Raw genomic sequence first — 25,799 nt, 5'->3', positions numbered from 1 at the left:
CCAGCATGACAAGAAAATTGTGGCTCACGCCACCTGCGGCTCGCCCTCTCGGTCCGGCGCGTTCAGACTGTCGATCTTGCGTAGTTGCGGAAAGCCGGTTGCCCAGATGATCGCGACGGCCAGCGTACCGATGCCGCCGATGACGACGGCAGGGACGGCGCCGAAATAGCGCGCCATGGTGCCGGCTCGGAATTCGCCGAGCTCGTTCGACGCGCCGACAAAGACCATGTTCACGGCATTGACGCGGCCGCGCACATGATCCGGCGTCCAGAGCGTGATCAGAGTTTCGCGGACATAGACCGAGATCAGATCGGAGGCCCCCATGACGGCAAGGGCTGCGATCGATAGCCACGGCGTATGCGAAACGCCGAAAACCAGCGTTCCCACTCCAAACATTGCGACACCGATGAACATGCAAATCCCGGCCCGATGCCGGATGGGATAGGTCGCCAGAAACAGGCCCATGGCAATCGCGCCGAAGCTTGGAGCAGCGCGCAGCAGGCCGAGGCCCCAGGGACCGAGCGTTAGGATATCGCGCGCATAGACAGGCATCAGCGCCACGGCGCCGCCGAGCAGCACCGCAAAGAGATCGAGCGAGACGGCGCCAAGCACCACCTTTTCCGACCAGATAAAATGGAAACCGGCGAGGATCTCGTTCAAGCTCCTCGATTCATGTGCAACACGTTGCTGCGGTTTCGGAATGAGGAAGGTCAGCAGCGAACCGGCTGCGAAGAACAGGACGGCGACGGTATAGGAAACGCTCGGGCCGATACCGTAGAGCAGGCCGCCCGCGACGGGACCGAGAATGGCGGCCGCATCCCAGGACATAGAATTCCAGGTCACCGCGTTCGACAGATCTTCCGGCGGAATGAGATTGGGCGCCAGCGATTGCGTTGCCGGCGTCATGAAGGCGCGCTCGATACCGAAGACGGTGAGGATCAGGAAAACCGGAAGCGGCGCGAAGGTGCCGGAAACGGTGAGGAACAGCAATGCCGCGGCACAGATCGTGCCGACGAAAATGCAGATGGCCGCCACCATACGCCTGTTGTAGCGGTCGGCAACGGTGCCAGTCACTAGGATCAGAAGTAGGGAGGGAAGAAACTGCACCAGACCGATCAGGCCGAGATAGATCGGATTGCCGGTATGGTCATACATCTGCCAGCCGACGGAGACGCTGACCACCTGCGTGGCAAACGCCGTCAGAAAGCGGGCAAAGAAGAAATAGGTGTAGGCGACATGCCTGAACGCGGCAAACCGGTCTCCGCTGGAAACCAACGACATGAGATGAGGCTTTCCGGCCGGAGCTGCGCAGGAACCCTCGGCCTGTTAAACATGATTCAGCGTGCTTCAAAGCATGGGACTTGCCCGTTAAGTCGCCAATGTCTACATGTCTGTCAACCGCGAAATGGAGACGGACATGCTCGCCTTATTTCAAACCATTGATCTGGCTTTGAATCTTTATACTTGGGTGCTGATCGCCAGCGCTATTTTTTCATGGCTCTATGCATTCAATGTTATCAATTCGAGCAATCAGTTCGTCAACTCGGTCGGAAGTTTCCTCTATGCAGTCACGGAGCCGGCGCTTCGTCCGATCCGGCGCGTGCTGCCCGATCTCGGCGGCATCGACATTTCGCCGATCATCCTGCTGCTGATCATCTTCTTCTTCCGTTCCCTGATGTGGAACACGCTTTACCCGCTCGTCGGCCGGTGAGCGAAGCCTGGCAGATTTTTGCCGATCATGTGAGACTGTCCGTCCGGCTCACGCCCAATGGCGGGCGTGATGCAATCGACGGGTTCGAGACCGGCGCCGACGGCGAGGCCTATCTCAAGGCGAGGGTCTCCGCCGTGCCGGAAAAGGGCAAGGCCAACAAGGCGCTGATCGCGCTTCTCGCCAAGAGCTTCGGCATCCCCAAATCCTCGATCAGCCTCATTTCCGGCGACACCGCCCGTAAAAAAATCCTCCGGATCGATGGCGACCCGGAGGATTTGAGAGGCAAGCTGAACGCTATAGCGAAAAACTGATCACTTCGCCTTCTTGGCGCGCTCGATCGCTTCGAGAATGAGTTCGCCGGCTTCCTTCGAGCCCTTCCAGCCGTAGATCTTCACCCACTTGCCGGGCTCCAGATCCTTGTAGTGCTCGAAGAAATGCTCGATCTGCTTCACGGTAATTTCCGGCAGGTCGGTATATTCCCGGACCTTTTCGTAGCGCAGCGTCAGCTTCGGCGAAGGAACCGCGATGATCTTTTCGTCCTTGCCGGAATTGTCTTCCATCATCAGCACGCCGATCGGGCGCACGTTGATAACGCAGCCCGGAACCAGCGGACGGGTGCTGGCGATCAACACGTCGATCGGATCGCCGTCTTCGGAGAGCGTGTGCGGAACGAAGCCGTAATTGCCCGGATAGGTCATCGGCGTGTAGAGGAAACGGTCGACGACCAGCGTACCGGCGTCCTTGTCCATTTCATACTTGATCGGATGACCGCCGACCGGAACTTCAACGATGACGTTGACGTCTTCGGGCGGGTTCTTGCCAATGGAAATCGCGTCGATGCGCATGCGTCTCCCCTAATAAGGATGGTTGCTGCAGCCAGATAATCGGAATCATGACGCAACGCAACAAGGCATTGGGACGATGCGGGATTTTAATGGACGGTCGCAGCGGGCGCCTTAGGGCCAGACGAAGCCGATCTTCTTGAGCTGCTTGCGATCGAAGGTCTCGATGCCCTCGCAGAAATCGGCACCGCCCTGGCCGCGATAGAAGCGGTCCGCATTCTCGTTTTCCTCGAGGCACCAGACGACCAATCCCTTGCACCCCAGCGACTTCAGGAGCCGGCGTGCTTCGCCGAAGAGAAGCCGGCCAAGACCGATGCCTTGATATTCCGGGCGAAGATAGAGTTCGTAGATCTCGCCTTCCTGAGGCAACGCGCGGGCGCGGTTGAGGCCGAGCGTGGCGTAACCGGCGATCTCGCCGGCGACGTCGAGGACTAGAAGGGTTGCTGGCCCGCTGGTCGCCTTGCGCCACCAGGCTTCGCCGCGGCGCTCGATCATCTGGCTGAGCGCGCGATGCGGAATGATGCCCGTATAGGTGTACTGCCACGACTGGCGGTGCACCTCGGAAATGGCTCGGGCATCATGCGGTTCTGCCCGCCGAACATCAATCGACAACGTCTTCATAACGTCTACTCTGGTCCCGCCAGCGAAAATTAACCATCCACAAATCATGCGGACAGACGATTTGTTCACAGTCTTTACCTGTGGACGACTGCTGAAAATTAACGCATTTTTAACCTTTGCGACAAGGGCTCAAAAATCGAACACACAAAATAAAACCCCGGCACAGGGGCCGGGGTCAATTCGTCCGAAGCGGTACAAGTCGCGCTATTATGCGTAGCGAGCCTTCTCGAAACGCTTACGCTCGTTCGGATCGAGGTACATTTTGCGCAGGCGGATCGACTTCGGCGTGACTTCGACCAGCTCGTCGTCCTGGATCCAGGAGAGCGCGCGGTCGAGCGTCATGCGGATCGGCGGCGTCAGCTTCACGGCTTCATCCTTGCCGGCGGCGCGGATGTTGGTGAGCTTCTTGCCCTTCAGCACGTTGACTTCGAGGTCGTTGTCGCGGCTGTGAATGCCGATGATCATGCCGGCATAGACCTTCTCGCCGGCGTCGATGATCATCGGGCCGCGGTCTTCCAGGTTGAACAGGGCATAGGCCACGGCTTCGCCGGCTTCGTTGGCGAGCAGCACGCCGTTGACGCGGCCGCCGATTTCGCCCTTGTACGGCTGGTAGTCATGGAACAGACGGTTCATGACGGCGGTGCCGCGCGTGTCCGTCAGAAGCTCCGACTGATAGCCAATCAGGCCGCGGGTCGGCGCCCAGAAGACGAGACGCACGCGATTGCCGCCCGAAGGACGCAGCTCGGCCATTTCAGCCTTACGCTCGGACATCTTCTGCACGACGATGCCGGAATGCTCTTCGTCCACGTCGATAACGACTTCTTCGATCGGCTCGAGAAGCTGGCCGTCCTCGTCCTTGTGCATGACGACGCGCGGACGCGACACGGCGAGTTCGAAGCCTTCGCGACGCATGGTTTCGATCAGAACTGCAAGCTGCAATTCACCGCGGCCGGAAACGTAGAACGAATCCTTGCCCTCGGCTTCCTCGATCTTCAGCGCAACGTTGCCTTCAGCTTCCTTGAACAGGCGGTCGCGAATGACGCGCGAGGTGACCTTGTCGCCCTCGGTGCCGGCATAGGGGCTGTCGTTGACGATGAAGGACATCGTAACGGTCGGCGGGTCGATCGGCTGCGCGATCAGCGGCTCATTGACCTGCGGATCACAGAAGGTGTCGGCGACGGTGCCCTTGGAAAGGCCGGCAATGGCGACGATGTCACCTGCCTGCGCGTCTTCGATCGGCTGGCGTTCGATGCCGCGGAAAGCAAGGATCTTCGAGATACGGCCGGTTTCGATGAGGTTGCCGTCAGCGCCCAGAACCTTGACGGCCTGGTTCGGCTTGATCGAGCCGGAATGGATGCGGCCGGTGATGATGCGGCCGAGGAAGGGGTTGGCTTCCAGGATGGTGCCGATCATGCGGAACGGGCCTTCGCCGACCGTCGGCTCCGGAACGTGCTTGACGACGAGATCGAGAAGCGGGCCGAGACCTTCGTCCTTCGGACCTTCCGGCGAATAGTTCATCCAGCCGTTACGGCCGGAACCGTAGAGGATCGGGAAATCGAGCTGCTCGTCGGTGGCGTCGAGATTGGCGAAGAGGTCGAAGACTTCATTGATGACTTCATCGGCGCGGGCATCCGGACGGTCGATCTTGTTGATCGCGACGATCGGACGAAGACCGACCTTCAGCGCCTTGCCGACAACGAACTTGGTCTGCGGCATCGGGCCTTCGGCAGCATCGACGAGAACGATCGCGCCGTCCACCATCGACAGAATACGCTCGACTTCACCGCCGAAGTCGGCGTGGCCGGGGGTGTCGACGATGTTGATGCGGGTATCCTTCCAGACGACCGAGGTCGCCTTGGCGAGAATGGTGATGCCGCGCTCCTTTTCCAGATCGTTGGAATCCATGACGCGTTCTGCAACGCGCTGGTTCTCGCGGAAGGAGCCGGACTGCTTCAGAAGCTCGTCAACGAGGGTGGTTTTCCCATGGTCAACGTGCGCGATGATCGCGATGTTGCGAAGTGCCATAATCTTGTATCTCTGAGGCTGGGGCGCGGTATGAAGTGAACACGCCAATTTCATTTGGCGCGCTCATAGCCTTTTTTTCGCGTTTGCGAAAGGGGGGAGGCAAGAAAGCAACGGCAAGCTTGCCTTCGCGCGTCACGAATATGTCAACCTGGCGTCAACTTATAGCAAAAAGCCCGTTCTTCGATGTCGCCCATATCGGATGTAGGCAGCCGCCTTAGTCAAGATTCCTCCAACCTTTCAGGCGGCGCGTTTCAGCAGCCACGCCTCATGATCCCTCAAGAATACCTTGAGACGATCGGGATAGTCTTGCATCACCGCCTCTCGCACACTTTGCCGCGAAGCCAATTCTGCGCGCCATGCCACGAGACGCGGCGACGCATCGAATATGCCGGTCGGCATAATGGTATCGAACACGTCAAAGTAACGGAAGATCGGTGCGAAGACTGCGTCGACCAAGCTGAATGCCCGGCCGGCGAAAAATGGTCCGTCCTTCAATTCAGCCTCGATACGACCGAACTTGTCGATCAGCGCCTTGCGCTTCGTCTCATAGATCCCTTCGTCTTTGGCAGTCTCAAGCCCCCACAAATCCGAAAGAATGGAGGAGCCAAACTCGATCCAGCCGCGATGACGAGCACGCGCCAGCGGATCGGCCGGATGGAGTGGAGCGCCAGATTGGGTTTCCTCGAGATATTCGCAGATGACGGCGCTCTCGAACAAAACCGTTTCTGCCCCATCGTCCTGCCGCACGATCAGGAGGGGGACCTTGCCGAGGGGAGAAATGGCGAGGAACCAGTCGGGCTTTGCCGACAGATCGACATAACGGAGCTCGAACGGCACGGCCTTCTCAGTAAGCGTGATGACGGCCCGCTGAACGTAGGGGCAAAGATGGTGACTGACGAGGATCAGCTTTGCGTCGGACATGATCAGATCTCCTATTGCCTGACCCGGCAAATGGGCCGGAAATATCTCCATCCAAAATAGATGTAACTGCATTTATATCCACACTTGCCAAATTGGTCAATATAGATGTAATTGCATCTATGTCGGATAAATCAGATTTCGAATCCCTAAAGCCCTCGCCCGCCATCACGCGAGCGTGGGTACGCCTCATGCGGACTCAGCAAATCGTCCTTGCTGCGATCGAGCAGGATCTGAAGGCGGCAGACCTGCCACCGCTTGGTTGGTATGACGTACTGCTGGAGCTGGCGCGGGCCACGGGCGGCAGGTTGCGACCCTATGAGATTGAGGAGCGCACGCTGCTGGCACAACATAATCTGTCTCGCCTTCTCGACCGGATGGAAAAGGCTGGTTTTGTCCACCGCGAGATATTTTCCGAGGACGGCCGAGGCCGCTGGGTCGTTATCACCGAGGCAGGAAGTGCCATGCAGAGCCGCATGTGGGCCGTCTATGCATCGGCCCTTCAGCGCCACCTCGGCGATAAGCTAGATGACGCCCAGGCCGATCAACTAGCCGAGTTGTTAGCTGTGCTTTCGCGCGCATCCTGATTGACCAGACAAAATCAATCCAAACCAAACGCCGCCGCATAAATCGGTGGCAAAAGTTGACCTTTCGCGACCGATTTTTGCTGCATACCCAAGGCCAGAATCAAGCCGCCAATCCCTTTTTGCGTAGCATCGCATCCGGGCTCGGCAGCTTGCCACGGAAGGCCTTATAGGCCTCTTCCGGATCGATCGAGCCACCGACGGAATAGATATTGGCCTTCAGTTTCCCGGCCATATCCGGATCGAAGGCATCGCCGGTTTCCTCGAAGGCGGCGAAGGCGTCGGCGTCCAGCACTTCCGACCACATGTAGGAATAATAGCCGGCAGAATAGCCATCGCCGGAAAACACATGCTGGAAGTGAGGCGTGGCGTGGCGCATGACGATCGAATTCGGCATGCCGATTTCCGAGAGCACTTCCGCCTGCACCACCATCGGGTCCTCGACGGCGCCGCGGGTATGGAAGGCCATATCGACCAGCGCCGAGGAGGTGAACTCCACCGTGTTGAAGCCAGCATTGAAGGTGCGGGCGGCCAGAACCTTGTCGAGCAGAGCTTGCGGCATCGGCGCGCCGGTCTCGTAATGGATGGCATATTCCCTGAGGATGGCCGGCACGGTCAGCCAGTGTTCGTAGAGCTGCGACGGCAGCTCGACGAAATCGCGGGAAACGCCGGTGCCGGATACCGAAGGATAGGTGACGTTGGAGAGCATGCCGTGCAGAGCATGGCCGAATTCGTGAAACAGCGTGCGGGCATCGTCGAGCGACAGCAGCGCCGGCTTGCCTTCGGCCGGCTTGGCGAAATTGCAGACGTTATAGATGATCGGCAGTTCGCCGACATGACCGTTCTTCAGCGGCAGTTTGTGCTGCGACTGGAACGAGCTCATCCAGGCGCCCGAGCGCTTGGAATTGCGGGCGAAATAATCCCCGAGGAAGAGCGCCACCAGCCTGTCGGAGCGATCGCGGATTTCGAAGACGCGCACATCAGGATGATAGGCGGGAACGCCCTTCTGCTCCACGGCGCGGATGCCGAAAAGGCGGCCGGCGACATCGAAGCAGGCTGCGATGATCTTTTCGAGCTGCAGATAGGGCTTCAATTCCGTCTCGGAAAAATCGAACTTCCGCGTCCGGATCTTCTCGGCATAATGCCGCCAATCCCAGGGCATGACCTCATGATTGCGGCCCTCCTCCGCGATCAGCGCGGCGATATCGCCCTCTTCCTCGCGAGCGCGCTCCGCCGCCTTCGCCCAGACCGCCCTTAAAAGTTCATTCACCGCCTCCGGCGTTTTCGCCATGGTGTTGTCGAGCTTCAGTTCGGCAAAGTTGCCATAGCCGAGCAGCTCGGCCTTCTCCGCCCTCAGCGCCAGCGTCTCCTTGATGATCTTGCCATTGTCAGTCTCGCCGCCATTCGCGCCACGCGCTACCCATGCCTTGAAAGCCTGTTCGCGCAGATCCCGGCGCTCGGACGACGTCAGGAACGGCTCTATGATCGAGCGCGATAGAGTGACGGCAAATTTGCCCTCTTCGCCATGCTCGCGCGCCGCCGCGGCCATCGCGTCCCTCAGGAAATCGGGAAGACCAGCGAGGTCAGTTTCTTCAGAGAGGATCAGCGCCCAGCCCTTTTCGTCGGCAAGCACATTCTGCCCGAACTGCGCGCCGAGGCCCGCCAATTTCTCGTTGATCGCGGCGAGCCGTTCCTGCTCCGGCTTGGCGAGTTTGGCGCCCGACTTCACGAAACCCTTCCAATGCCGTTCCAGCACGCGGGTCTCTTCCACGGTTAGACCAAGCCCCTCACGCGCTTCCCACAGCGCATCGATGCGGGCAAAAAGTGCGGCATTCATGCCGATCTTCGAATAATGCCGCGACATCTTCGGCGCGATCTCGCGCTCCAGGGCCTGGATCACCTCATTGGTATGTGCCCCAGCTCGATTCCAGAACAGAGAGGAGACCCGCGACAGCTCGTCACCGGCGATTTCGAGCGCAGTGACGGTGTTGGCAAAGGTCGGCGCCTCGCCGTTATCAGCGATCGCATCGATTTCCGCCTCATGAGCCGCAAGCGCTGCGTCAAAGGCAGGCGCAAAATCAGCGTCTTTCACGGCATCGAACCGCGGCAGGCCCTGATGTCCGGTCCATTCGACGAGCGCTGGGTTGACGGCGGTTAGGGAAGACATGCAAGGCATCCTTTCAGCAGGCATCTGATCGATGCACGATATAAGACCCTCTCCGCCAAATTGGTATGGCGAGGGCGGAACAAATAATGAGGAATGATGGTCAGGCCTTACGCCAGCCAAGCAAGCCGGGCGTCGCGTGCCACAAAGCCTGCGCGGCAAAACCCATAAACAGCACGCCGGAGCAGCGTACGATCAGCCGCTCGTGAGCGCGGTAGAAACGCCGGACCGCGCCCGCGCCGATAATGCCGATGAGAATAAGGTCGGCGGTGACGAAGCCGACAAAAGAAACGGTGAGCAGCAGCGGCAGCGCGCTGAACGTCAATGCGCCGGCCGAACCCGCCACCAGCGCGGTAAATGTTGCCAGCGCCACGGGATATCCTTTCGGATTGGTGACGCCGAAGATCAGGCCACGGCGAAAGGGACGCTCGACGTTCAGCAAGGCCTTGCCATCCTTCTTCGGCTTGGCGGTGAAGGCACTCCAGCCGATCCAGGCAAGATAGAAACCGCAGAGCAATCCGAGCAGATCGAATACGACGGTGCCGATAGTTTTTGCGCCCACGATCGCAACCAAGGCGAGCGACGACCAAATGATGTCCCCGACCAAATGCCCGCACATGAAGAAGGCGCCGGCCTTGCGCCCCTGCCCCGCGCCGATACCGAGGAGAGCCAAAAAAGCCGGTCCGGGAATAAGCACATAGAACAGCGCCGCCAGGAAGGCGCCGACGATAAGTGATTGCGTCATATTGGAAGTTCCCGCTGATTATCAGCACAGATTAGCAACGCATCTAACCGGGTCAAGTTAAACAAGTCCCTTGAAAGGGCAAGAATCCGTTGAATTCGGGGGGCGAAATCAATAAAGATTGATCGGGGCCTAAAAACAAGCGTAAGTAGGGAAGCGCTTATGAGCAGCAGGATAGATACGGATTCGCTTGCCTTTCTTGTGGCGGATTGCGCCCGACTAATGCGAGCGGCCTTCGAGCGGCGCATCATGGTCGCGGGGCTAGGTCTGACGGCAGGGGAAGCACGCACGCTGATCCAGGTCGCCGCCGTCAACGGCAGCCGGCAACTCGATATTGCCACTCGCATGGGGTTGGAGCCGATGACGGTCAGCGCCTTCCTCGACAAGCTGCAGGCGCGCGGCCTGATCGAGCGTCAGCCCGATCCGCTCGACCGCCGCGCCAAGCGCATCGTGTTGTCGGAAACGGCCAGCGCCAAGCTGAAGCAGATCGGTTGCGAGATCTACGCGGTAGAGCAGGACGCGCTACAGGGCGTCGATCATTGCCTGCAGGACGAGCTCCATCATGCGCTCCGGACCTTCCGCAGCAATCTGCAGAATGCAGAGCTGCCGGCGGAGATGGAGCGCGAATTAAGGCCCGTGGAGTAAATCCAGCCCTACGCGCGCGCAAGAAAAACCCGCCTCCGTCAACCGGAAGCGGGTTCGTATTTATTCGCAAAGCTGATTACTTCGACAGATTGCGCTTGGCGAGCGTGCGCAGGCGCAGCGCGTTGAGCTTGATGAAACCGGCAGCGTCCTTCTGATCGTAGGCGCCCTGATCGTCTTCGAACGTGACAAGCTTGTCGGAATAGAGCGACTTCGGGCTTTCGCGGCCGATGACCATGACGTTGCCCTTGTAAAGCTTCAGCGTCACTTCACCTTCGACATGCTCCTGGCTCTTGTCGATTAGCGCCTGCAGCATTTCGCGTTCCGGCGAGAACCAGAAGCCGTAGTAGATCAGCTCGGCATAACGGGGCATCAGCTCGTCCTTGAGGTGAGCTGCGCCGCGATCGAGCGTGATGGATTCGATGGCGCGGTGGGCGGCGAGCAGGATGGTGCCGCCGGGGGTTTCGTAGACGCCACGCGACTTCATACCGACGTAGCGGTTCTCGACGAGGTCGAGGCGACCGATACCATTGTCACGACCGTAATTGTTGAGCGTTGCGAGCAGCGTCGCCGGGCTCATGCGCTGCCCGTTGATCGAGACGGCATCGCCCTTTTCGAAGCCGACCTTGATGACGGTTGCCTTGTCGGGAGCGGACTCCGGTGAAATCGTGCGCATGTGCACATATTCCGGCGCTTCCTGCGACGGATCTTCCAGAACCTTGCCCTCGGACGAGGAGTGCAGCAGGTTGGCATCGACCGAGAACGGCGCCTCGCCCTTCTTGTCCTTGGCAACCGGAATCTGATGCTTCTCGGCGAATTCGAGCAGGTCGGTGCGGCTCTTGAACGACCAATCGCGCCACGGCGCGATGATCTTGATGTCCGGGTTCAGTGCATAGGCCGAAAGCTCGAAACGAACCTGGTCGTTGCCCTTGCCGGTCGCGCCATGGGCGATCGCATCGGCGCCGGTCTTGCGAGCAATATCGATCAGGTGCTTGGAGATCAGCGGACGAGCGATCGACGTGCCGAGCAGGTAGACGCCTTCATAGACGGCATTGGCACGGAACATCGGGAAGACGAAATCGCGCACGAATTCTTCGCGCACATCCTCGATGTAGATCTCCTTGATTCCGAGCATCTCGGCCTTCTTGCGCGCCGGCTCCAGCTCTTCGCCCTGACCGAGATCGGCGGTGAAAGTGACGACTTCTGCGCCAAGCTCCGTCTGCAGCCACTTCAGGATAATCGAGGTGTCGAGACCGCCGGAATAGGCGAGAACGACTTTCTTCACGTCTTTATGTGATGCCATGGTGATGAGGTCCGTTTCAATGCGAGCCTGCGGAAAGGCCCCGCAAACCCTGTATCGCGGCACTTTTAGCGAGATTATCGCGAGGCGCAAGGGGAAGTGCGGCAGAGTGGTACGGGAGCAGCGTCACAGGTGCGCGCCGATATTCATTCGCCGATGAAGGATGGGGACGATCGTGAGTGTCTGGACGCCGTCTTTGTAGATAATGAAGTGCGAGCCGTAGGCCAAAGCGAGGTAGTCCGATCTGATGCCGCCAACTTTGCGACCGCGCGCGGTGCCGTTGAGCAGGGCATGGCAACGATCGCGCATGGCGAAGACGTAATCCTCCGCTTGCTGGTAACCCCATTTTTCCTCGGTGTAGTCATAGATTTGATCGATATCGGACGCTGCCTTGGGCGAAAAGATCAATTTCTTCATCGCTGATTGCGCAACATTCGCTTTCTTTCGATAAAGCCGTTGAAATCAAATTCCTCCGGCTCTCCCGATGCCTCCCCCTCCGCGATGGCAGCCGCGATTGCTTCTATTTCCGCCCTACTACGCAACAGTTTCAGCGCGGCGTCGATGACTTCGCTCGGCGAATCGTAATTGCCGTGGCTGATCTGTTCGCCGATGAACGCATCCATCTGCTCGTCGATTTCTACGGACATATGTTTTGTCACGGACACGACCTCCAGCCGGTTTGACTTGGTTTCGGAAAATACCATATTCGGCTGCGAGCAAACAATGCCTGGGAGGGCGTCCGTCCGTGACCGATATTCAACAGATTTTCAAGAAATCCAATGTCGCCGTCATCACCGGCGGCGCGTCCGGTATTGGCTTTGCGGCCGCGAAATATTTCGCAAAGCTCGGCATGAGCGTCGCCATCGCCGATCTCGGCCGCGACCGGCTGGCCGCTGCACGCGCCGAGCTCGAAGCGATCGCCGGGGTGGACCAGATCATGGCCGTCGAGACCGACGTTGCCTATAAGGAACAGCTCGAAGCTCTCGAACGCGCCGTCCTGCAGCATTTCGGCCGGGTGCATGTGCTGATGAACAATGCCGGCATCGGGCCGGAAACCTCGATCTTCAGCCCGCAGGCCGGTTGGGACAACATTCTCGGCGTCAATCTCCTGGGTGTCATCAACGGCACGCGCGTCTTCGGACCCGGCATGCTGACCCATGGAAAGCCCGGCCTGATCATTAACACCGGTTCGAAGCAGGGCATCACCACGCCGCCGGGCAATCCCGCCTATAACGTCTCCAAGGCCGGCGTAAAGGTCTTCACCGAGGCGCTGCAGCACGAGCTGCGCAACACCGCAGGCGCCAAGATATCGGCGCATCTCCTGATCCCCGGATTCGTCTTTACCGGCCTGACCAAGGGCGACCGCCAGGAAAAGCCTGAAGCAGCCTGGACGCCGGAGCAGACGGTCGATTTCATGGTGGAGAGCCTCGAGCGGGGCGATTTCTACATCCTCTGCCCGGACAATGATGTTGCTCGGTCGACGGACGAACGCCGCATGCTCTGGGCCGCAGGCGATATTATCGAAAACCGCCCGCCCTTATCCCGTTGGCATCCTGACTACGCCGACAAATTCAAGGCATTCCTGGAAAACGAGGATTGATTTGCAAATAACCGAAAGCCGGATAAGAAAGCGCTGATACTCTTTTCCGGCTTTCGGAGCATGTCATGGACTTCATACCCAGCCTGACGACCCTTCTGGCTTTTTCGGCGGCCAGCCTGCTGCTTGCGGCAACCCCCGGCCCCGATATGACCCTGTCGATCAGCCGTGCATTGGCGCAGGGCAAGAAGGCAGCGCTTTTCGTAGTCCTCGGCACCAGCTTCGGCATCGTCGTCCATACATTCCTGGTGGCTTTTGGCGTTTCGGCACTGATTACCGCCTCGCCGCTCGCCTTCACGATCCTGAAAACCGGTGGCGCCGGCTATCTGCTGTGGCTGGCGATCCAGGCGATCCGCTTCGGCTCCAGCCTGTCGGTCAAGAAGGTGGATATGGCAAAGGGCACTCCGCTCGCCAATATCTCCACCGGCTTCTGGGTCAATCTGCTGAACCCGAAGGTCATCATCTTCTTCATGACCTTCCTGCCGCAGTTCGTCACTGCGGGCGATCCGGCGGTGACGCAAAAGCTCCTGTTCCTGGGCTTCTTCTTCATCATGATCGGCATGCCGGTCAACGCACTCGTCGTGCTTGCCGCCGACCGCCTGTCGACCTGGCTGCAGAAGAACCGCGGCGTCATGCGCGGCCTCGATTACGCCTTTGCGAGCGTCTTTTCGGTCTTCGCAGTGAAGATCTTCCTCACCCATTCTCGCTGAGAACAGGGCCGCGCCCTGCGAACCGGCCGGCGATCCACCAGTAGACGGTGGCGCTGACGGCTCCGAGAAAGGCAAAACAAACGACGATGGTGATCAGATTGAGGGTTTGCGGCCGTTCCACGCTCCCCGAGATCAGAACCGATGCCGACGCTGACAGCAAGGCGCCGTAAATGGCGTAACCGTACCAGCGGCGCATGCCGCGCCATTCGAAAATCGCAATGACGACAAGCGATGGCAGGATGCTGACGATCATCGCGAGCTTGGTCAGCATGACGGTGAGGGCGAAGAGCTCAGGGGCGGCCGTTCCCGGCATGGTCCAGGCGGCGACGCAAGCCAACACGAAGCCCATCAGAACACAGGCGCCGAGATAGCCCCAAAGGAGCCGCATCGGCCTGCGTAATCCGAGAAGCATTGATCTCAATCCTCGCCATGGTTGGCGATCATCATGGCCTCGAAGGCCAGCCGTTCGGTCTTGCGCATACGCTCCGATTCCGACTTCAACTGGCCGCAGGCGGCGAGAATGTCGCGGCCGCGCGGCGTACGGATCGGCGAGGCGTAGCCGGCCGAATTGATGAAATCGGCAAACTTCTCGATCTGCTCCCAGTCCGAACACTGATAGTTCGTGCCCGGCCAAGGATTGAAGGGGATGAGATTGATCTTGGCCGGAATGCCCTTCAGGAGCTGGATCAGCCCCTTGGCATCCTCGAGGCTGTCGTTGACGCCCTTCAGCATCACATATTCGAAGGTGATGCGCCGGGCGTTCGAAAGGCCGGGATAGGCGCGGCAGGCGTCCATCAATTCCTTCAGCGGATATTTCTTGTTGATCGGCACAAGCATGTCGCGCAGATCGTCGCGCACCGCATGCAGCGAGATCGCCAGCATAACGCCGATCTCCTCGCCGGTGCGGTAGATTTCCGGCACGACGCCGGAGGTAGACAGCGTGATGCGGCGCTTGGAGAGCGACAGGCCATCACCATCGGAGGCAATCAGCAGCGCCGTCTTGACGCTGTCGAAATTGTAGAGCGGCTCGCCCATGCCCATCATCACGATATTGCTGACCTTGCGGCCTTCGGCGGGCATGATCGTCCCTTGCGGCGCTTCGCGATCCGGGAAATCGCCGAGCCGGTCGCGCGCCAGGAGTAGCTGCGACAGGATCTCCTCCGCCGTCAGGTTGCGGACGAGGCGCTGCGTGCCGGTGTGACAGAAGGAACAGGTGAGCGAGCAGCCGACCTGGCTGGAAATGCAGAGCGTGCCGCGGCCCTCTTCCGGAATATAGACGGTCTCCACCTCGACCGGCCGTCCGGCGCCCCGCGGCGGGAAGCGCAACAGCCATTTGCGGGTGCCATCATTGGAAACCTGCTCCTCGACGATTTCCGGCCGGGCGATGGTGAAATGCGTCTTCAGCATTTCGCGCATGTCCTTGGAGACATTCGCCATGGCATCGAAATCGGAGACGCCGCGCACATAGATCCAGTTCCAGAGTTGGCTGACGCGCATCTTGATCTGCTTGTCGGCGACGCCCTTTTCCTTGAGCGCCGCACCCATTTCCTCGCGGGTCAGGCCAATCAGCGACGGCTTCGGCGAAAGCTCGACCGGCTGCGACACGGGCATCGGCTTTAGCTTGGATGGGGTCATGACATCGATCGCGGACATAGGATCATTCCAATGGTTCATATCGGCGATGCCCCAAAGCCGGAAAGCTGCGGGCGCGGGCAAGGCACTGAGATCAGAAGGTTCATCTGGTAGCGGGGCAAGAAATTGCGAATACACCGCTCGTTGGGGCGGCCTTTAGCATTAATTTCAGCCCGCGTCATCCCTCTTGAAGAAAAGCAAAAGGCCAGCCATCAGGCCGGCCTCATCGCTTCGGTTTCGACAGAACCTGCGATCACTTTGACGTGATCGCGGCATCATCGATCTTATTTGCAGCTTTCGATCTGCTTCAGTGCGGCACTGACGCCCTTCAGCGAGTAGGTGTAGGAGGTGCCGGTGCCCTTCTTCGAGGTCGCGGTGACCTTGAGCGAATGGCCGGACTTGAGCGCTGCGACCAGCGCCGGCTCCTGCGCGGCATTCTCGACCCAGGCCGCCTTGTCCTTGGTGAACATCACGAAGGTCTTGTTGTCGATGACGACGTCGACCTTGGAATTTTCCTTGAGCGGATAGCCCATCATCGCCTGCGGTTCGTAGGAGATGTTCTGACCCGGACGCTGGGAAACGATGAAGAAGTTGTCGCCATGGTCGATGCCCGTAGCCGGTAACTTTGCAGTCGGCACGGACAGGACATAGCAGACCTTGCCAGCCCCGGACTGGTAGGAATAAGCGCCCCAGGCGTCGAACTGCTGGATGCGCGTCGGAGCCACCGGTGCCGCCGCCTGCGCCTGTGCGGGCGCTGCTGCCTGCTTCTTGGTCTTGGTCTGCGCCGATGCGATGCCGGTGCCGGCCAGAACGAGAGAGAGGGCGATTGCGAAGCTTTTTACAAACATGGTTTCCTGCCGATTTCTTGCGGTCCAGAGCTCAAGGCGATTTCAAGTAACGCACGCCTATGCTCGTGAGCTGCCCTATTTTGACTTTATTTAGGTTACCAAACCGTCAACGGGGCGGTAATTGCCCCTGATCTGTGCCGTTTCAGCCCATGTGGAGCCGGGCCTGAAATGCATCAGGAGGAATTGGAAAACCCGGATGGCGGAACACCATCCTATGGGATCGATTTAAGACAGAAAGATTCGGGCAAGAGTTTGACCTCTCTAAAATCAGGAAGACCTCATAAAGGTCTGGAAACCCGGCAGGAATCCCGTCGCCATCGATCGGACGCGGATCAAGCCGCTTTTGCGGCCTCGGGCTCGTCGGCCAAGGCCCGGTCGGCGGCATCATAGTGCTCCTGGCGGATGTGGCCTTTGATCATGCCGAAGGCGAGCGTCAGCACCGCGACATCATCCGAAAAGCCGATGACGGCGAAGAAATCCGGGATGATGTCGACCGGCATGACGAAATAGCCGAGTGCCGCCAGCAGAATGCCACGGACGCGCGTCGGCGTTTGCGGGTCGAGCGCGCAATAGAAAGCCGCGACGACATCGCGAGAAAACGGGATATACCGTGCTGCCTTGCGCAAGGTCGGCCAGAACTTGCTGCGCACCGTCTTCTCCTGCCGATCTTGGGTCTCCTCGTCACCAGGCATCAGGATTTCCCCATACTTGATGTCATCCATTCCATTCATCCCTATAGGAAGCCCTTCCCGGGCCGCATCAGACATATGGTGATCGGCCCCTGCGATTCAATCGGCGCGCCGGGCCGCTGCCTTTTCCATCGCCTTGGCGAGTTTAATGTCATGCTCCGTCAAGCCACCGGCGTCATGCGTCGTCAGTTTCACGTCGACGCGGGAATAAACGTTGAACCATTCAGGATGATGATTGAATTTTTCCGCCGCCAAGGCCGCCTCTGTCATGAAGCCGAAGGCTTCGACGAAATTGCGGAATTTGAAGCTCTTCGACATGGAGAGGCGATCGGCCGCCAGGGTCCAACCGCTAAGGCCAGCCAGGTTTTCATCGATTGCCGCCGGTTCCAGCTTTTCGTATTTCATGGCAATATCACTCCTCTTTATCGGTTGAACGATACTATGGACCGTCACAAAATTCTGTTTGTTTGCGCCGGCAATATCTGCCGTTCACCCCTTGCCGAAGGCATCTTCCGGCATCTTGCGATCAAAGCCGGGCGAGGCTCCGAGTTCGAGGTCGATTCGGCCGGCACCGGCGGCTGGCATCACGGCGAGAGGCCTGACCGCCGCTCCATGGAAGTCGCGTCGGACCACGGCGTCGATATTTCCGCTCAACGCGCACGCCGCATCGAGGCAGCCGATTTTCATCGGTTCGACCTGATCCTGGCAATGGATCAAGACAATTTGAAGAATTTGCGCAAGATCGCGCCTGCCGATACGCTCGGCAAGCTGCACCTCTTCAACGCCTACACGCTTGGCAGCAGCAAAGACATCCCGGACCCTTACTACGGAGGTCACGAGGACTTCGAAGCGACCTACACCATGCTCTTGGCTGGCTGCAACGCGCTGTTGCCCTTGGCGGGAAAAGCGCTGCGAGCCTCGTGAAGCGGGAAGACCTCTTCGGTGAGATAGGGACCGCCGCCGACCGATTCGCGCGATGACAGCAGCACGAAGCGTCCCACCGTGAACGGCGCAGTGTAGAAGTTACCGCGACCGGAGAGATAGTGCACGACATCATCGACCCGCGACGACTTCAGCCGCGCAAGCGTGACATGCGGTGTGAACTTGCGCGGGTCCGGCGGCAGGCCGATGCGCTGGCAGATGCGTTCGATTTCGCCCTGCAGTGCGTACATATCGGGCGTCTGCGTGACGCCGGCCCAGACTGAATGCGGCTTTTTCGAGCCGAAGGAACCGATGCCTTCCAACCGGAGCTGGAACTCCGGCCGGTCGATGCGGTCCAGTCGCTCGACGATTTCATCGGCGGTACGACCGTCGACATCGCCGATGAAACGCAAAGTGATGTGATAATTTTCAACGTCGATCCACCGGGCTCCGGGAAGACCGCCGCGCAACAACGAAAGGCTCATCGCCGCGTTGCGCGGAATTTCGAGGGCGGTAAAAAGTCTCGGCATAACGAGCACTCCCCGAATCTCTTGCAGATAACAACAGGGAATCATGCAATTGCAGCCGGTGCAAGCACCTATTTCGCATGTGCGACAATCGTCCCAATGAAACTCGTCACCGCAGGCTGGAAACGTTGCACCATCACATCGACACCCTGCGGGTTCGGATGCATGCCATCGCTCAATTGTAAGTCGGCATGCGTCGCGACGCCATCGAGAAAAAATGGATAGAGCGGCAGTTGATACTTGTCGGCAAGCCGCTTGTAGATCGGGTTGAACTTGGCCGCATAGTCCGGACCCATGTTCGGTGGCGCCAGCATGCCGGCGAGCAGGACGGGAATGTTGCGCTCCTTCAGCCGGCTGATGATGGTGTCGAGGTTCTTTTCCGTCTGTTCGGGCGGGATGCCGCGCAAGGCGTCGTTGGCGCCGAGTTCGAGGATCACGCCGTCGGTTCCGTCCGGTACCGACCAGTCGATGCGCGACAGGCCGCCGGAGCTGGTATCTCCGGACACGCCGGCATCGGCAATCACCACATCCAGCCCCTTGGCCTTCAGCACCGCCTCCAGCTTGGCGGGAAATCCATCGCCCGGCGGCAGTTGATAGCCGGCCATGAGGCTGTCACCGAGACCAACCAGTTGGATCGTTCGTGCATCGGCTGCACCGGCAGCGCCAAAGAAAAGACCGAAAACAATGACAGCGAAATGAAACGCGGCAACTTTAAAACTCATGATCCATTCCCTAAATTCGCCGTGAGGGCCAAATCGCGCCCGCCGTGGTCTCTGACGTATATAGGGCGTTCGCATTGGCAAAAACCATCATCGAGCTGAAGAAGGCGGATTTGACGCTCGGCAACGCCGCCGCCTCCGTCCACGTACTGAAAAGCATCGACCTCACCGTTGCCGAAGGCGAATCCGTCGGCATCGTCGGCCCCTCCGGGTCCGGCAAGTCGACGTTGCTGATGGTGCTCGCCGGCCTCGAAAAGCTCGACAGCGGCGAGCTCCTGATCCGCGACACGCCCCTGCATAGCCTGAGCGAAGACCGCGTCGCCGATTTCCGCGGTCGCAATATCGGCATCGTGTTCCAGTCCTTCCATCTCATCGCCAATATGACGGCGCTGGAAAATGTCGCCGTGCCGCTGGAGCTGGCCAATGTTCGCGACGCCTTCGACATCGCTAAGCGCGAATTGCAGGCCGTCGGCCTCGGCGAGCGGCTGAGCCATTATCCCGGCCAGCTTTCAGGCGGCGAACAGCAACGCGTGGCGATCGCCCGCGCGCTCGCCCCGTCACCCGCCCTTTTGATCGCCGATGAGCCGACGGGCAATCTCGATACCGATACCGGCCGGCAGATCGCCGACCTGCTTTTCGCCCAGCAGGCCGAGCGCGGCACGACGCTGCTGCTCGTCACCCATGATCCGGCGCTTGCCGCCCGCTGCTCCCGCCAGATCCACGTTCGCTCCGGCGAAATCGAGGGTGACAGCGCCCGCGCGCGGGCCAATCAGGCGGCGATAGCGTGATGGCGGCGGGAGCGCGCCTGACGCTTGCCTTTCGTCTGGCGCTGCGCGAATTGCGCGGCGGTCTCGGCGGTTTCTATATTTTCCTCGCCTGCATCGCCCTCGGCACCGGCGCAATCGCCGCCGTCAACTCCGTCTCGCGCTCGATCACCGACGCGATCTCGACGCAGGGCCAGTCGCTGCTTGCCGGCGACGTCCGTTTCGAGCTCAACAATCGCGCGGCGACGCCGGACGAACTCGCCTATCTCAACAGCCTCGGCCAGCTCTCCCAATCCACCGGCCTGCGCTCCATGGCCCGACTGTCCGACGGTTCCGATCAGGCCCTGGTCGAGGTCAAGGCGGTTGACGGCGCCTACCCGCTCTACGGCACCTTCGTGGCCGATCCGGATCAGCCGCTATCAACGCTGCTCACTGCCAAGGACGGGGCCTATGGCGCCGTCGTCGCTCCCCTGCTGCTGGAACGGCTGAACCTCAAAATCGGGAGCGAACTGCTGCTCGGCAACACCAGGCTCCGGATCACAGGCACGGTGAAGACCGAGCCGGATTCGGTATCCGAAGGTTTCGGCTTTGCGCCGCGATTGCTCACCAGCCGTGACGCTTTGGTCGCCTCAGGCCTGATCACGACCGGAAGTCTTGTCGAACAGGTCTACAAGATCCGCATGGACGATCCCGCCAATGGCCTGAGCAACATCGCCGCCCGCGCCAATACCGCTTTTCCGCAGGCCGGCTGGTCGATCCGAACGAGCAGCCGGGCAGCACCCGCGCTCGCCGACAACATCACCCGCTTCTCGCAATTCCTGACCCTGGTCGGCCTGACCGCGCTCATCGTCGGCGGCGTCGGTGTTGCCAATGCTGTGCGCGCCTTCCTCGATTCCAAGCGCACCACCATCGCCACTTTCAAATGCCTTGGCGCACCGGCATTGGTCGTCGTGATGATCTACCTGATCCAGATCGCCCTGCTTGCGCTGGCCGGCATAGCCGTCGGCCTGATCCTTGGTGCCATCGCGCCGTTGCTCGCCTCGCAATTCATGGCCGAATTCCTGCCGATTTCGACCGCGCCGCGGCTTTATCCCGGCCCGTTGACGCTGGCAGCGCTTTTCGGCCTGCTGACGACACTCGCCTTCGCCATCCTGCCGCTCGGCCATGCCCGCGAAGTGCCGGCGACGGCGCTCTTCCGCGAACAGGGCTTTGAGGCCCGCCGCCTGCCAAGCTGGCCCTACCTGCTCGCCGCCGGCCTGCTGATGGCAGCACTGTCGGCGCTTGCGATATACACCGCCTATGACCGCTTCATCGCCGTCGTCTTCGTCGTTTCCATCGCCGTCGCCTTCGTCGTGCTGCGCGCCGTCGCGGCCCTGCTGTCGTGGCTCGCCCGCCGCAGCCCGCGCGTCCACTCGCCGGCACTCCGCCTGGCGATCGGCAATATCCATCGGCCGGGTGCGCTCACCGCCTCCGTCGTCCTCTCGCTCGGCCTTGGCCTGGCGCTCCTTGTGACCTTGACGCTGATCGACGGCAATATGCGCCAGGAGCTGACCGGACGCATGAGCGAGCAGGCGCCGAACTTCTTCTTCGTCGATATCCAGGGTTCGGAGCTCGACGGCTTCCGCAAGGTCGTGCAGGCGCAGGCGCCGGAAGGCAAGCTCGTCGAAGTGCCGATGCTGCGCGGCCGCATCGTCGCCTTCAATGGCGAGGACGTGACCAAGAGGAAGGTGCCGCCGGCCGGTCAATGGGTGTTGCGCGGCGACCGCGGCATCACCTATGCCGAGACCCTCCCGGAGAACGCCGCCCTTACCGAAGGGCAATGGTGGAGCAAGGATTATAGCGGCGAACCGCTGGTCTCCTTCTCCGATGAGGAAGGCAAGGCGCTCGGCCTGAAGCTCGGCGATACCGTTACCGTGAACGTGCTCGGCCGCAACGTGACGGCCAAGATCACCAGCTTCCGCAAGGTCCAGTGGCAGTCGCTGTCCATCAATTTCGTGATGATCTTCTCGCCGAACACCTTCAAGGGCGCGCCGCATGCCTGGCTCGCAACCCTCACCGATCCCACTGCTACGTCGGCGCAGGAAGCGGCGATCCTGAAGAACGTCACCAACACTTATCCGACGATCACCAGCGTCCGCGTCAAGGATGCGCTCGATATCGTCAACACTCTGGTCGGCCAGCTTGCCGCCGCGATCCGTGCCGCGGCGTCGGTGGCGCTGATCGCATCCGTGCTGGTGCTTGCGGGCGCGCTTGCTGCGGGAAACCGCGCACGCACGCATGACGCGGTCGTGCTGAAGACGCTCGGCGCGACGCGAGCCATGCTGATCCGCGCCTTCAGCTATGAATATCTGATGCTGGGAGCGGCGACCGCCGTCTTCGCGCTGCTCGCCGGTTCCGTCGCGGCCTGGTACATCGTCAGCCGCATCATGCACCTGCCGTCGACCTTCCTCCCGGATGTCGCCTTCTCGACCCTCATCATCGCTCTGCTGTTGACGGTCGGGATCGGGCTGGTGGGCACTTGGCGCATTCTTGGCCAGAAAGCAGCGCCGGTCCTGCGTGAACTCTGAGCGTATGAACCCGAAAAAGTCTGCGCCGCCAAGGCGCCTGGAGCATTAACCGAGCGTCGGGAAATAGCCCGATATTACGCCGATTTAACCCTGCCGCGGCCGCTTAGCCCTTGTGCATGGGGCGTGAAAGCCTCATATTCTCTGCAGGCATGCTGGAGCTCCGCAGCGGCGCCTGGGACCAAGTGCCCGACACGCTACTCACATCGGAGCTTGAAAGAGGAAAACATGGCTGACTTTCGCAATTACCAAAACCGGGCGCCTAGCGGCGCGCAAACCGGTGCGATGATAGATGAGGGCCTTCGAGCTTACATGCTCAAGGTCTATAACCTGATGGCGCTGGGTCTGGCGATCACGGGTTTGGCCGCCTATTTCGCATTTTCGCTCGCCTTCGCTGACGGGCAGATCACAGCTTTCGGCCAGGCGATCTACCTGAGCCCGCTGCGTTGGGTCGTCATCCTCGCTCCCTTGGCGATGGTGTTCTTCCTGAGCTTCAGGATCAATAGCATGAGCGTGGCCGCCGCGACGACGACCTTCTGGGTCTATGCCGCTTTGGTGGGCCTGTCGCTGTCGTCGATCTTCATCATCTACACCGGCCAGAGCGTCGTGCAGACCTTCTTCGTGACCGCCGCCTCCTTCGGCGCGCTGTCGCTGTTCGGCTACACGACGAAGCGTAACCTTTCGGCGATGGGCTCGTTCCTGATGATGGGTCTCTTCGGCCTGATCATCGCGATGCTCGTCAACATCTTCCTGCATTCGTCCGCTCTGCAGTTCGCCATCTCGGTGATTGGCGTGCTGATCTTCGCAGGCCTGACCGCCTGGGATACGCAGCGGATCAAGGAAATGTACTATGAAGCCGACGACGTTGCCGTTGCTGGCCGCAAGGCGATCATGGGCGCGCTGACGCTCTACCTCGACTTCATCAACCTGTTCATGTTCCTGCTGCAGTTCATGGGCAACCGCAAATAACTGCTGCGACATGAATGATCTTTCGAAAAGGCGGCTCCGGCCGCCTTTTCTATTTGCCTTGCTGCTTCGGACACGGCTTTATTATCCGCCATTGAAATCGCAGATCAGGCAATAAAACCCAGATGTCCTTCCGCCTTCGCAACGCCACATCAGCCGACCTTCCCTTTATCACCGCCATCTATCGCGACTCCGTTTTGAACGGCACCGCAAGCTATGAGATCGTTCCGCCGGGCAAAGAGGAGATGGCAGGCCGCTTCCAGGCGATCCGTGACAAGGGCTACCCGTATATCGCCGCCGAAGGCGAAGACGGAGCCTTCCTCGGCTATGCCTATGCCTCCGCATTCCGCACGCGGCCGGCCTATCGCTGGATGGTGGAGGATTCGATCTATCTCGCATCTGAAGCCCGTGGCCGCGGCATCGGCAAGGCGCTGCTGGCAAATCTGGTGGAAACCTGCCAGAGCCTCGGCTTCCGCCAGATGATCGCCGTCATTGGCGGCGCCCACCCGGCCTCCGTCGCCCTTCACCGCGCCGCCGGTTTTACCGAGACAGGCCTGTTGAAGGGTACCGGCTACAAGCACGGCCGCTGGCTGGACACGATGCTGATGCAGAAGCCGCTGGGCGAAGGTATGGAAACTGACCCCGATCCATCAGTCTATCCGGGAACGCTATTCAGCGAATAGCGCAGCAGGCGAAGATCACTTCTCCACCAGCTTGAGCTGCTTATCAAAAACCTTCAGCACCTGCGTCAGATCGTGGCCGCGCTTCAGGATCATGCCATTGGTACTAATTACGGAAAACGCGCCCTGTTTGGCGGCGAGCTTCGGGTTTTTCTCGATGCGGAAGAGCGGCAGCTCGCCGGAGCGCTTGAAGACCGAGAAAACCGCCTTTTCCCTGAGATGGTCGAGGGCGTAGTCACGCCATTCGCCCTCGCCGACCATGCGGCCGTAGATCCACAGAATTGCGTCCAGCTCCCTGCGGTGGAAAGTCACCGGCAGCGGGTCCTTGCTCTGTTTATATTCTCTGAGATCAACGACGACGGAAGAAGTGGTGTCGACGGAACGGCTTTCGCCGTGTCGCAATTCCGGCTGATCAGTCATCAATCCCCCAGGGGTTGTGTCATGACAAGAAGATGACAGTTTGCCTCAGCCACGGCAAATTGCAAGACCAAGAGGCACTCACAATTTCTTGCGCTTCGAGCAAAGCATCTTGGCTGCGCCGCATTTCAGTCAAAACGAAGCCCCATTTACCGGAACTATAGGGATCGGTTTGGCGCCGCCGCGCCAAACGGCCCGGCCGGGGCGTATCGACCGAACCCCAGCCCCGAATGCGCCCTCGCCGGGCACTCTCCTCCTTTCGGCAAAGCCGAAACAGAACTTTGGCGCCAGCCGAAATGGAGCCTTTCGACTGACGTCGGAAAAATGCAGATCAGCCGTCGGTCCCGGCCGTCAGGACGGTCGCGCCGATGATCGCCGCCGGGTCGCCCGATGGCGTCGACGACTGCAACAGAACCGCCAGGCCGCGCCGACCGGCCTTATCCAACACATTGGCGGGCAACACGACATTCAAGGCCTTGCCGTCCCACATGCCGACTGTTTCAATGTCCGAAACCGCGTGCAGATAAGTGATCTGCTGGCCGTTGTTCTCGCCGGCCTTCGGCGAAACCTGCTGTTCCCTATCGAAATAGGCGACGACCACATTTGCCCGGCCCTGGCCTGCGCCGATCTTGATCTCCAGTTCGTCACCCTTCATGGCGGCACTGACGGGAACCGTCAGACCCTTGCCCTGGCGCTGGAAATCGTCGAGCTTGAAGTTGATGGCGTTTAGATCCGCACCGTTTAGGTGATCACGGCCATTGATGATCGCCTGCGGCGTATAAACCCCACTGCGGCCGAGCGTACGGGCATAGGCATATTGCCGGGCCGTATTGTCCTTGGAGGCCATCGTGTCGTTCCAGCCGAGATAATTCCAGTAGTCGACGTGATAGGCGAGCGCGACGACGTCGCCCTGGCGGATCAGCTTCTCAAATGCAGCATCGGCCGGCGGACAGGAGGCGCAGCCCTGAGACGTGAAGAGTTCGACGACGCCTTTGATTTTGGCAAGCTCCTGCGCATGCAGCGAACTTGCGAGCGCGATGCCTGCTAGAAGTGGAACCAAAAACCGTAAGCGCATGCCGTTGTACCTCTTTCTCAGACCTTGAAGGCCTTGTGCTGGCAGGAACCCGAAACCGCGTCGCGCTTCTCAGGATGTCCGTAGGGCCTCATCAAGCCTGATAAATCTGAAACAAGAGATAATAGCTAAGCACGATGACGC

30 protein-coding genes are annotated in these 25,799 nt (G+C 60.0%); 11 read left to right on the top strand and 19 right to left on the bottom strand.

Annotated elements, in window-relative coordinates:
- Positions 1–24: 24 nt before the first annotated feature.
- Entirely contained in the window at positions 25–1,281 is a 1,257-nt protein-coding gene (locus PH547_RS12580; RefSeq protein ID WP_104824625.1) for an MFS transporter, read from the bottom strand.
- A gap of 136 nt (positions 1,282–1,417) precedes the next feature.
- Here PH547_RS12580 and PH547_RS12575 point away from each other — a divergent pair, with 136 nt between their 5' ends.
- Both PH547_RS12575 and PH547_RS12570 read left to right on the top strand, forming a co-directional pair.
- On the top strand, positions 1,418–1,711 hold the full coding sequence (locus PH547_RS12575; RefSeq protein ID WP_028751312.1) for a YggT family protein: 294 nt from the start codon (positions 1,418–1,420) through the stop codon (positions 1,709–1,711).
- Positions 1,708–2,022 (top strand): DUF167 domain-containing protein, encoded by a 315-nt coding sequence (locus PH547_RS12570; protein WP_104824626.1) that lies wholly within the window; start codon positions 1,708–1,710, stop codon positions 2,020–2,022. The genes PH547_RS12575 and PH547_RS12570 overlap by 4 nt, the downstream gene beginning before the upstream one ends.
- Here the strand turns inward: PH547_RS12570 and ppa are convergent, their stop codons facing one another.
- The 4 genes from ppa to PH547_RS12550 form a co-directional block, all read right to left on the bottom strand.
- Positions 2,023–2,556, bottom strand: a complete 534-nt coding sequence (ppa, locus tag PH547_RS12565) for an inorganic diphosphatase (protein WP_028751314.1) — start codon at positions 2,554–2,556, stop codon at positions 2,023–2,025. It lies immediately after the preceding gene.
- Between the two features lie 111 nt (positions 2,557–2,667).
- Entirely contained in the window at positions 2,668–3,174 is a 507-nt protein-coding gene (locus tag PH547_RS12560) for a GNAT family N-acetyltransferase (protein ID WP_104824627.1), read from the bottom strand.
- A 207-nt stretch (positions 3,175–3,381) separates the two neighbouring features.
- The gene (typA, locus tag PH547_RS12555) at positions 3,382–5,199 is read right to left on the bottom strand and encodes a translational GTPase TypA (protein WP_285168354.1); all 1,818 of its coding nucleotides are present in this window, start codon (positions 5,197–5,199) and stop codon (positions 3,382–3,384) included.
- 237 nt (positions 5,200–5,436) lie between these two features.
- The gene (locus PH547_RS12550; protein ID WP_285168353.1) at positions 5,437–6,120 is read right to left on the bottom strand and encodes a glutathione S-transferase family protein; all 684 of its coding nucleotides are present in this window, start codon (positions 6,118–6,120) and stop codon (positions 5,437–5,439) included.
- Between the two features lie 119 nt (positions 6,121–6,239).
- Between PH547_RS12550 and PH547_RS12545 the strand changes: the two genes are divergently transcribed.
- The gene (locus PH547_RS12545; RefSeq protein WP_104824630.1) at positions 6,240–6,704 is read left to right on the top strand and encodes a MarR family winged helix-turn-helix transcriptional regulator; all 465 of its coding nucleotides are present in this window, start codon (positions 6,240–6,242) and stop codon (positions 6,702–6,704) included.
- A 100-nt stretch (positions 6,705–6,804) separates the two neighbouring features.
- Here PH547_RS12545 and PH547_RS12540 read toward each other — a convergent pair whose 3' ends face one another.
- Both PH547_RS12540 and PH547_RS12535 read right to left on the bottom strand, forming a co-directional pair.
- A complete protein-coding gene (locus PH547_RS12540; RefSeq protein ID WP_285168352.1) occupies positions 6,805–8,868 on the bottom strand; it encodes a M3 family metallopeptidase in 2,064 nt (687 codons plus the stop codon).
- 100 nt (positions 8,869–8,968) lie between these two features.
- A complete protein-coding gene (locus PH547_RS12535) occupies positions 8,969–9,610 on the bottom strand; it encodes a LysE family translocator (RefSeq protein WP_285168351.1) in 642 nt (213 codons plus the stop codon).
- Positions 9,611–9,769: 159 nt separating this feature from the next.
- Here PH547_RS12535 and PH547_RS12530 point away from each other — a divergent pair, with 159 nt between their 5' ends.
- Complete coding sequence (locus PH547_RS12530; protein WP_104824633.1) at positions 9,770–10,252, top strand: MarR family winged helix-turn-helix transcriptional regulator; 483 nt, start codon at positions 9,770–9,772, stop codon at positions 10,250–10,252.
- Positions 10,253–10,328: 76 nt separating this feature from the next.
- Here PH547_RS12530 and PH547_RS12525 read toward each other — a convergent pair whose 3' ends face one another.
- The 3 genes from PH547_RS12525 to PH547_RS12515 form a co-directional block, all read right to left on the bottom strand.
- A complete protein-coding gene (locus PH547_RS12525) occupies positions 10,329–11,552 on the bottom strand; it encodes an argininosuccinate synthase (RefSeq protein WP_104824634.1) in 1,224 nt (407 codons plus the stop codon).
- 123 nt (positions 11,553–11,675) lie between these two features.
- Positions 11,676–11,966, bottom strand: a complete 291-nt coding sequence (locus PH547_RS12520) for a type II toxin-antitoxin system RelE/ParE family toxin (protein WP_104824635.1) — start codon at positions 11,964–11,966, stop codon at positions 11,676–11,678.
- Entirely contained in the window at positions 11,963–12,208 is a 246-nt protein-coding gene (locus tag PH547_RS12515) for a type II toxin-antitoxin system ParD family antitoxin (RefSeq protein ID WP_260303189.1), read from the bottom strand. The genes PH547_RS12520 and PH547_RS12515 overlap by 4 nt, the downstream gene beginning before the upstream one ends.
- Positions 12,209–12,294: 86 nt before the next feature.
- Between PH547_RS12515 and PH547_RS12510 the strand changes: the two genes are divergently transcribed.
- Positions 12,295–13,149, top strand: coding sequence for an SDR family NAD(P)-dependent oxidoreductase (locus PH547_RS12510; protein WP_285168350.1), 855 nt, complete (start codon positions 12,295–12,297; stop codon positions 13,147–13,149).
- A 65-nt stretch (positions 13,150–13,214) separates the two neighbouring features.
- Complete coding sequence (locus tag PH547_RS12505) at positions 13,215–13,856, top strand: LysE family translocator (protein ID WP_104824637.1); 642 nt, start codon at positions 13,215–13,217, stop codon at positions 13,854–13,856.
- On the opposite strand, the gene PH547_RS12500 is transcribed toward PH547_RS12505, so the two are convergent.
- From PH547_RS12500 to PH547_RS12480, 5 genes are all read right to left on the bottom strand, one after another.
- On the bottom strand, positions 13,840–14,268 hold the full coding sequence (locus PH547_RS12500; RefSeq protein WP_283047831.1) for a hypothetical protein: 429 nt from the start codon (positions 14,266–14,268) through the stop codon (positions 13,840–13,842). The two genes, PH547_RS12505 and PH547_RS12500, sit on opposite strands and share 17 nt — an antisense overlap.
- Positions 14,269–14,273: 5 nt before the next feature.
- On the bottom strand, positions 14,274–15,509 hold the full coding sequence (rlmN, locus tag PH547_RS12495) for a dual-specificity RNA methyltransferase RlmN (protein WP_283047832.1): 1,236 nt from the start codon (positions 15,507–15,509) through the stop codon (positions 14,274–14,276).
- A 263-nt stretch (positions 15,510–15,772) separates the two neighbouring features.
- Positions 15,773–16,336 carry an invasion associated locus B family protein gene (locus PH547_RS12490; RefSeq protein ID WP_285168349.1) on the bottom strand — a complete coding sequence of 188 codons (564 nt, stop codon included), beginning with the start codon at positions 16,334–16,336 and terminating at the stop codon, positions 15,773–15,775.
- Positions 16,337–16,668: 332 nt separating this feature from the next.
- Positions 16,669–17,058: a YkvA family protein gene (locus tag PH547_RS12485; RefSeq protein WP_104824641.1), complete on the bottom strand. Its 390-nt coding sequence runs from the start codon at positions 17,056–17,058 to the stop codon at positions 16,669–16,671.
- A gap of 66 nt (positions 17,059–17,124) precedes the next feature.
- Positions 17,125–17,430 (bottom strand): 4a-hydroxytetrahydrobiopterin dehydratase, encoded by a 306-nt coding sequence (locus PH547_RS12480; RefSeq protein ID WP_104824642.1) that lies wholly within the window; start codon positions 17,428–17,430, stop codon positions 17,125–17,127.
- Positions 17,431–17,466: 36 nt separating this feature from the next.
- On the opposite strand from PH547_RS12480, the gene PH547_RS12475 reads away from it, so the two are divergent.
- Positions 17,467–17,949, top strand: coding sequence for a low molecular weight protein-tyrosine-phosphatase (locus PH547_RS12475; protein WP_283047835.1), 483 nt, complete (start codon positions 17,467–17,469; stop codon positions 17,947–17,949).
- On the opposite strand, the gene thpR is transcribed toward PH547_RS12475, so the two are convergent.
- Both thpR and PH547_RS12465 read right to left on the bottom strand, forming a co-directional pair.
- Complete coding sequence (thpR, locus tag PH547_RS12470; RefSeq protein WP_104824644.1) at positions 17,880–18,476, bottom strand: RNA 2',3'-cyclic phosphodiesterase; 597 nt, start codon at positions 18,474–18,476, stop codon at positions 17,880–17,882. The genes PH547_RS12475 and thpR overlap by 70 nt on opposite strands.
- Before the next feature lie 68 nt (positions 18,477–18,544).
- Complete coding sequence (locus PH547_RS12465) at positions 18,545–19,195, bottom strand: arylesterase (RefSeq protein WP_104824645.1); 651 nt, start codon at positions 19,193–19,195, stop codon at positions 18,545–18,547.
- Between the two features lie 74 nt (positions 19,196–19,269).
- On the opposite strand from PH547_RS12465, the gene PH547_RS12460 reads away from it, so the two are divergent.
- The 4 genes from PH547_RS12460 to PH547_RS12445 all read left to right on the top strand — a co-directional run bounded on the left by PH547_RS12460 (position 19,270) and on the right by PH547_RS12445 (position 24,169).
- Positions 19,270–19,980, top strand: a complete 711-nt coding sequence (locus PH547_RS12460) for an ABC transporter ATP-binding protein (RefSeq protein ID WP_285168348.1) — start codon at positions 19,270–19,272, stop codon at positions 19,978–19,980.
- Positions 19,980–22,523 (top strand): ABC transporter permease, encoded by a 2,544-nt coding sequence (locus PH547_RS12455; protein WP_285168347.1) that lies wholly within the window; start codon positions 19,980–19,982, stop codon positions 22,521–22,523. Before PH547_RS12460 ends, PH547_RS12455 begins: the two co-directional genes overlap by 1 nt.
- A 225-nt stretch (positions 22,524–22,748) precedes the next feature.
- The gene (locus PH547_RS12450; protein ID WP_104824648.1) at positions 22,749–23,489 is read left to right on the top strand and encodes a Bax inhibitor-1/YccA family protein; all 741 of its coding nucleotides are present in this window, start codon (positions 22,749–22,751) and stop codon (positions 23,487–23,489) included.
- A gap of 122 nt (positions 23,490–23,611) precedes the next feature.
- Positions 23,612–24,169 carry a GNAT family N-acetyltransferase gene (locus PH547_RS12445; RefSeq protein WP_285168346.1) on the top strand — a complete coding sequence of 186 codons (558 nt, stop codon included), beginning with the start codon at positions 23,612–23,614 and terminating at the stop codon, positions 24,167–24,169.
- A 15-nt stretch (positions 24,170–24,184) separates the two neighbouring features.
- Here PH547_RS12445 and PH547_RS12440 read toward each other — a convergent pair whose 3' ends face one another.
- Both PH547_RS12440 and PH547_RS12435 read right to left on the bottom strand, forming a co-directional pair.
- Positions 24,185–24,586, bottom strand: coding sequence for a DUF2794 domain-containing protein (locus PH547_RS12440; RefSeq protein ID WP_104824650.1), 402 nt, complete (start codon positions 24,584–24,586; stop codon positions 24,185–24,187).
- Between the two features lie 328 nt (positions 24,587–24,914).
- On the bottom strand, positions 24,915–25,658 hold the full coding sequence (locus PH547_RS12435; RefSeq protein ID WP_104824651.1) for a DUF1223 domain-containing protein: 744 nt from the start codon (positions 25,656–25,658) through the stop codon (positions 24,915–24,917).
- Between the last annotated feature and the right edge of the window lie 141 nt (positions 25,659–25,799).

The organism is Rhizobium cerradonense (assembly GCF_030182455.1).
Lineage (GTDB): Bacteria > Pseudomonadota > Alphaproteobacteria > Rhizobiales > Rhizobiaceae > Rhizobium.
The sequence above is the reverse complement of the archived record's forward strand: the minus strand, read 5'-3'. Positions and strand labels throughout refer to the sequence as shown.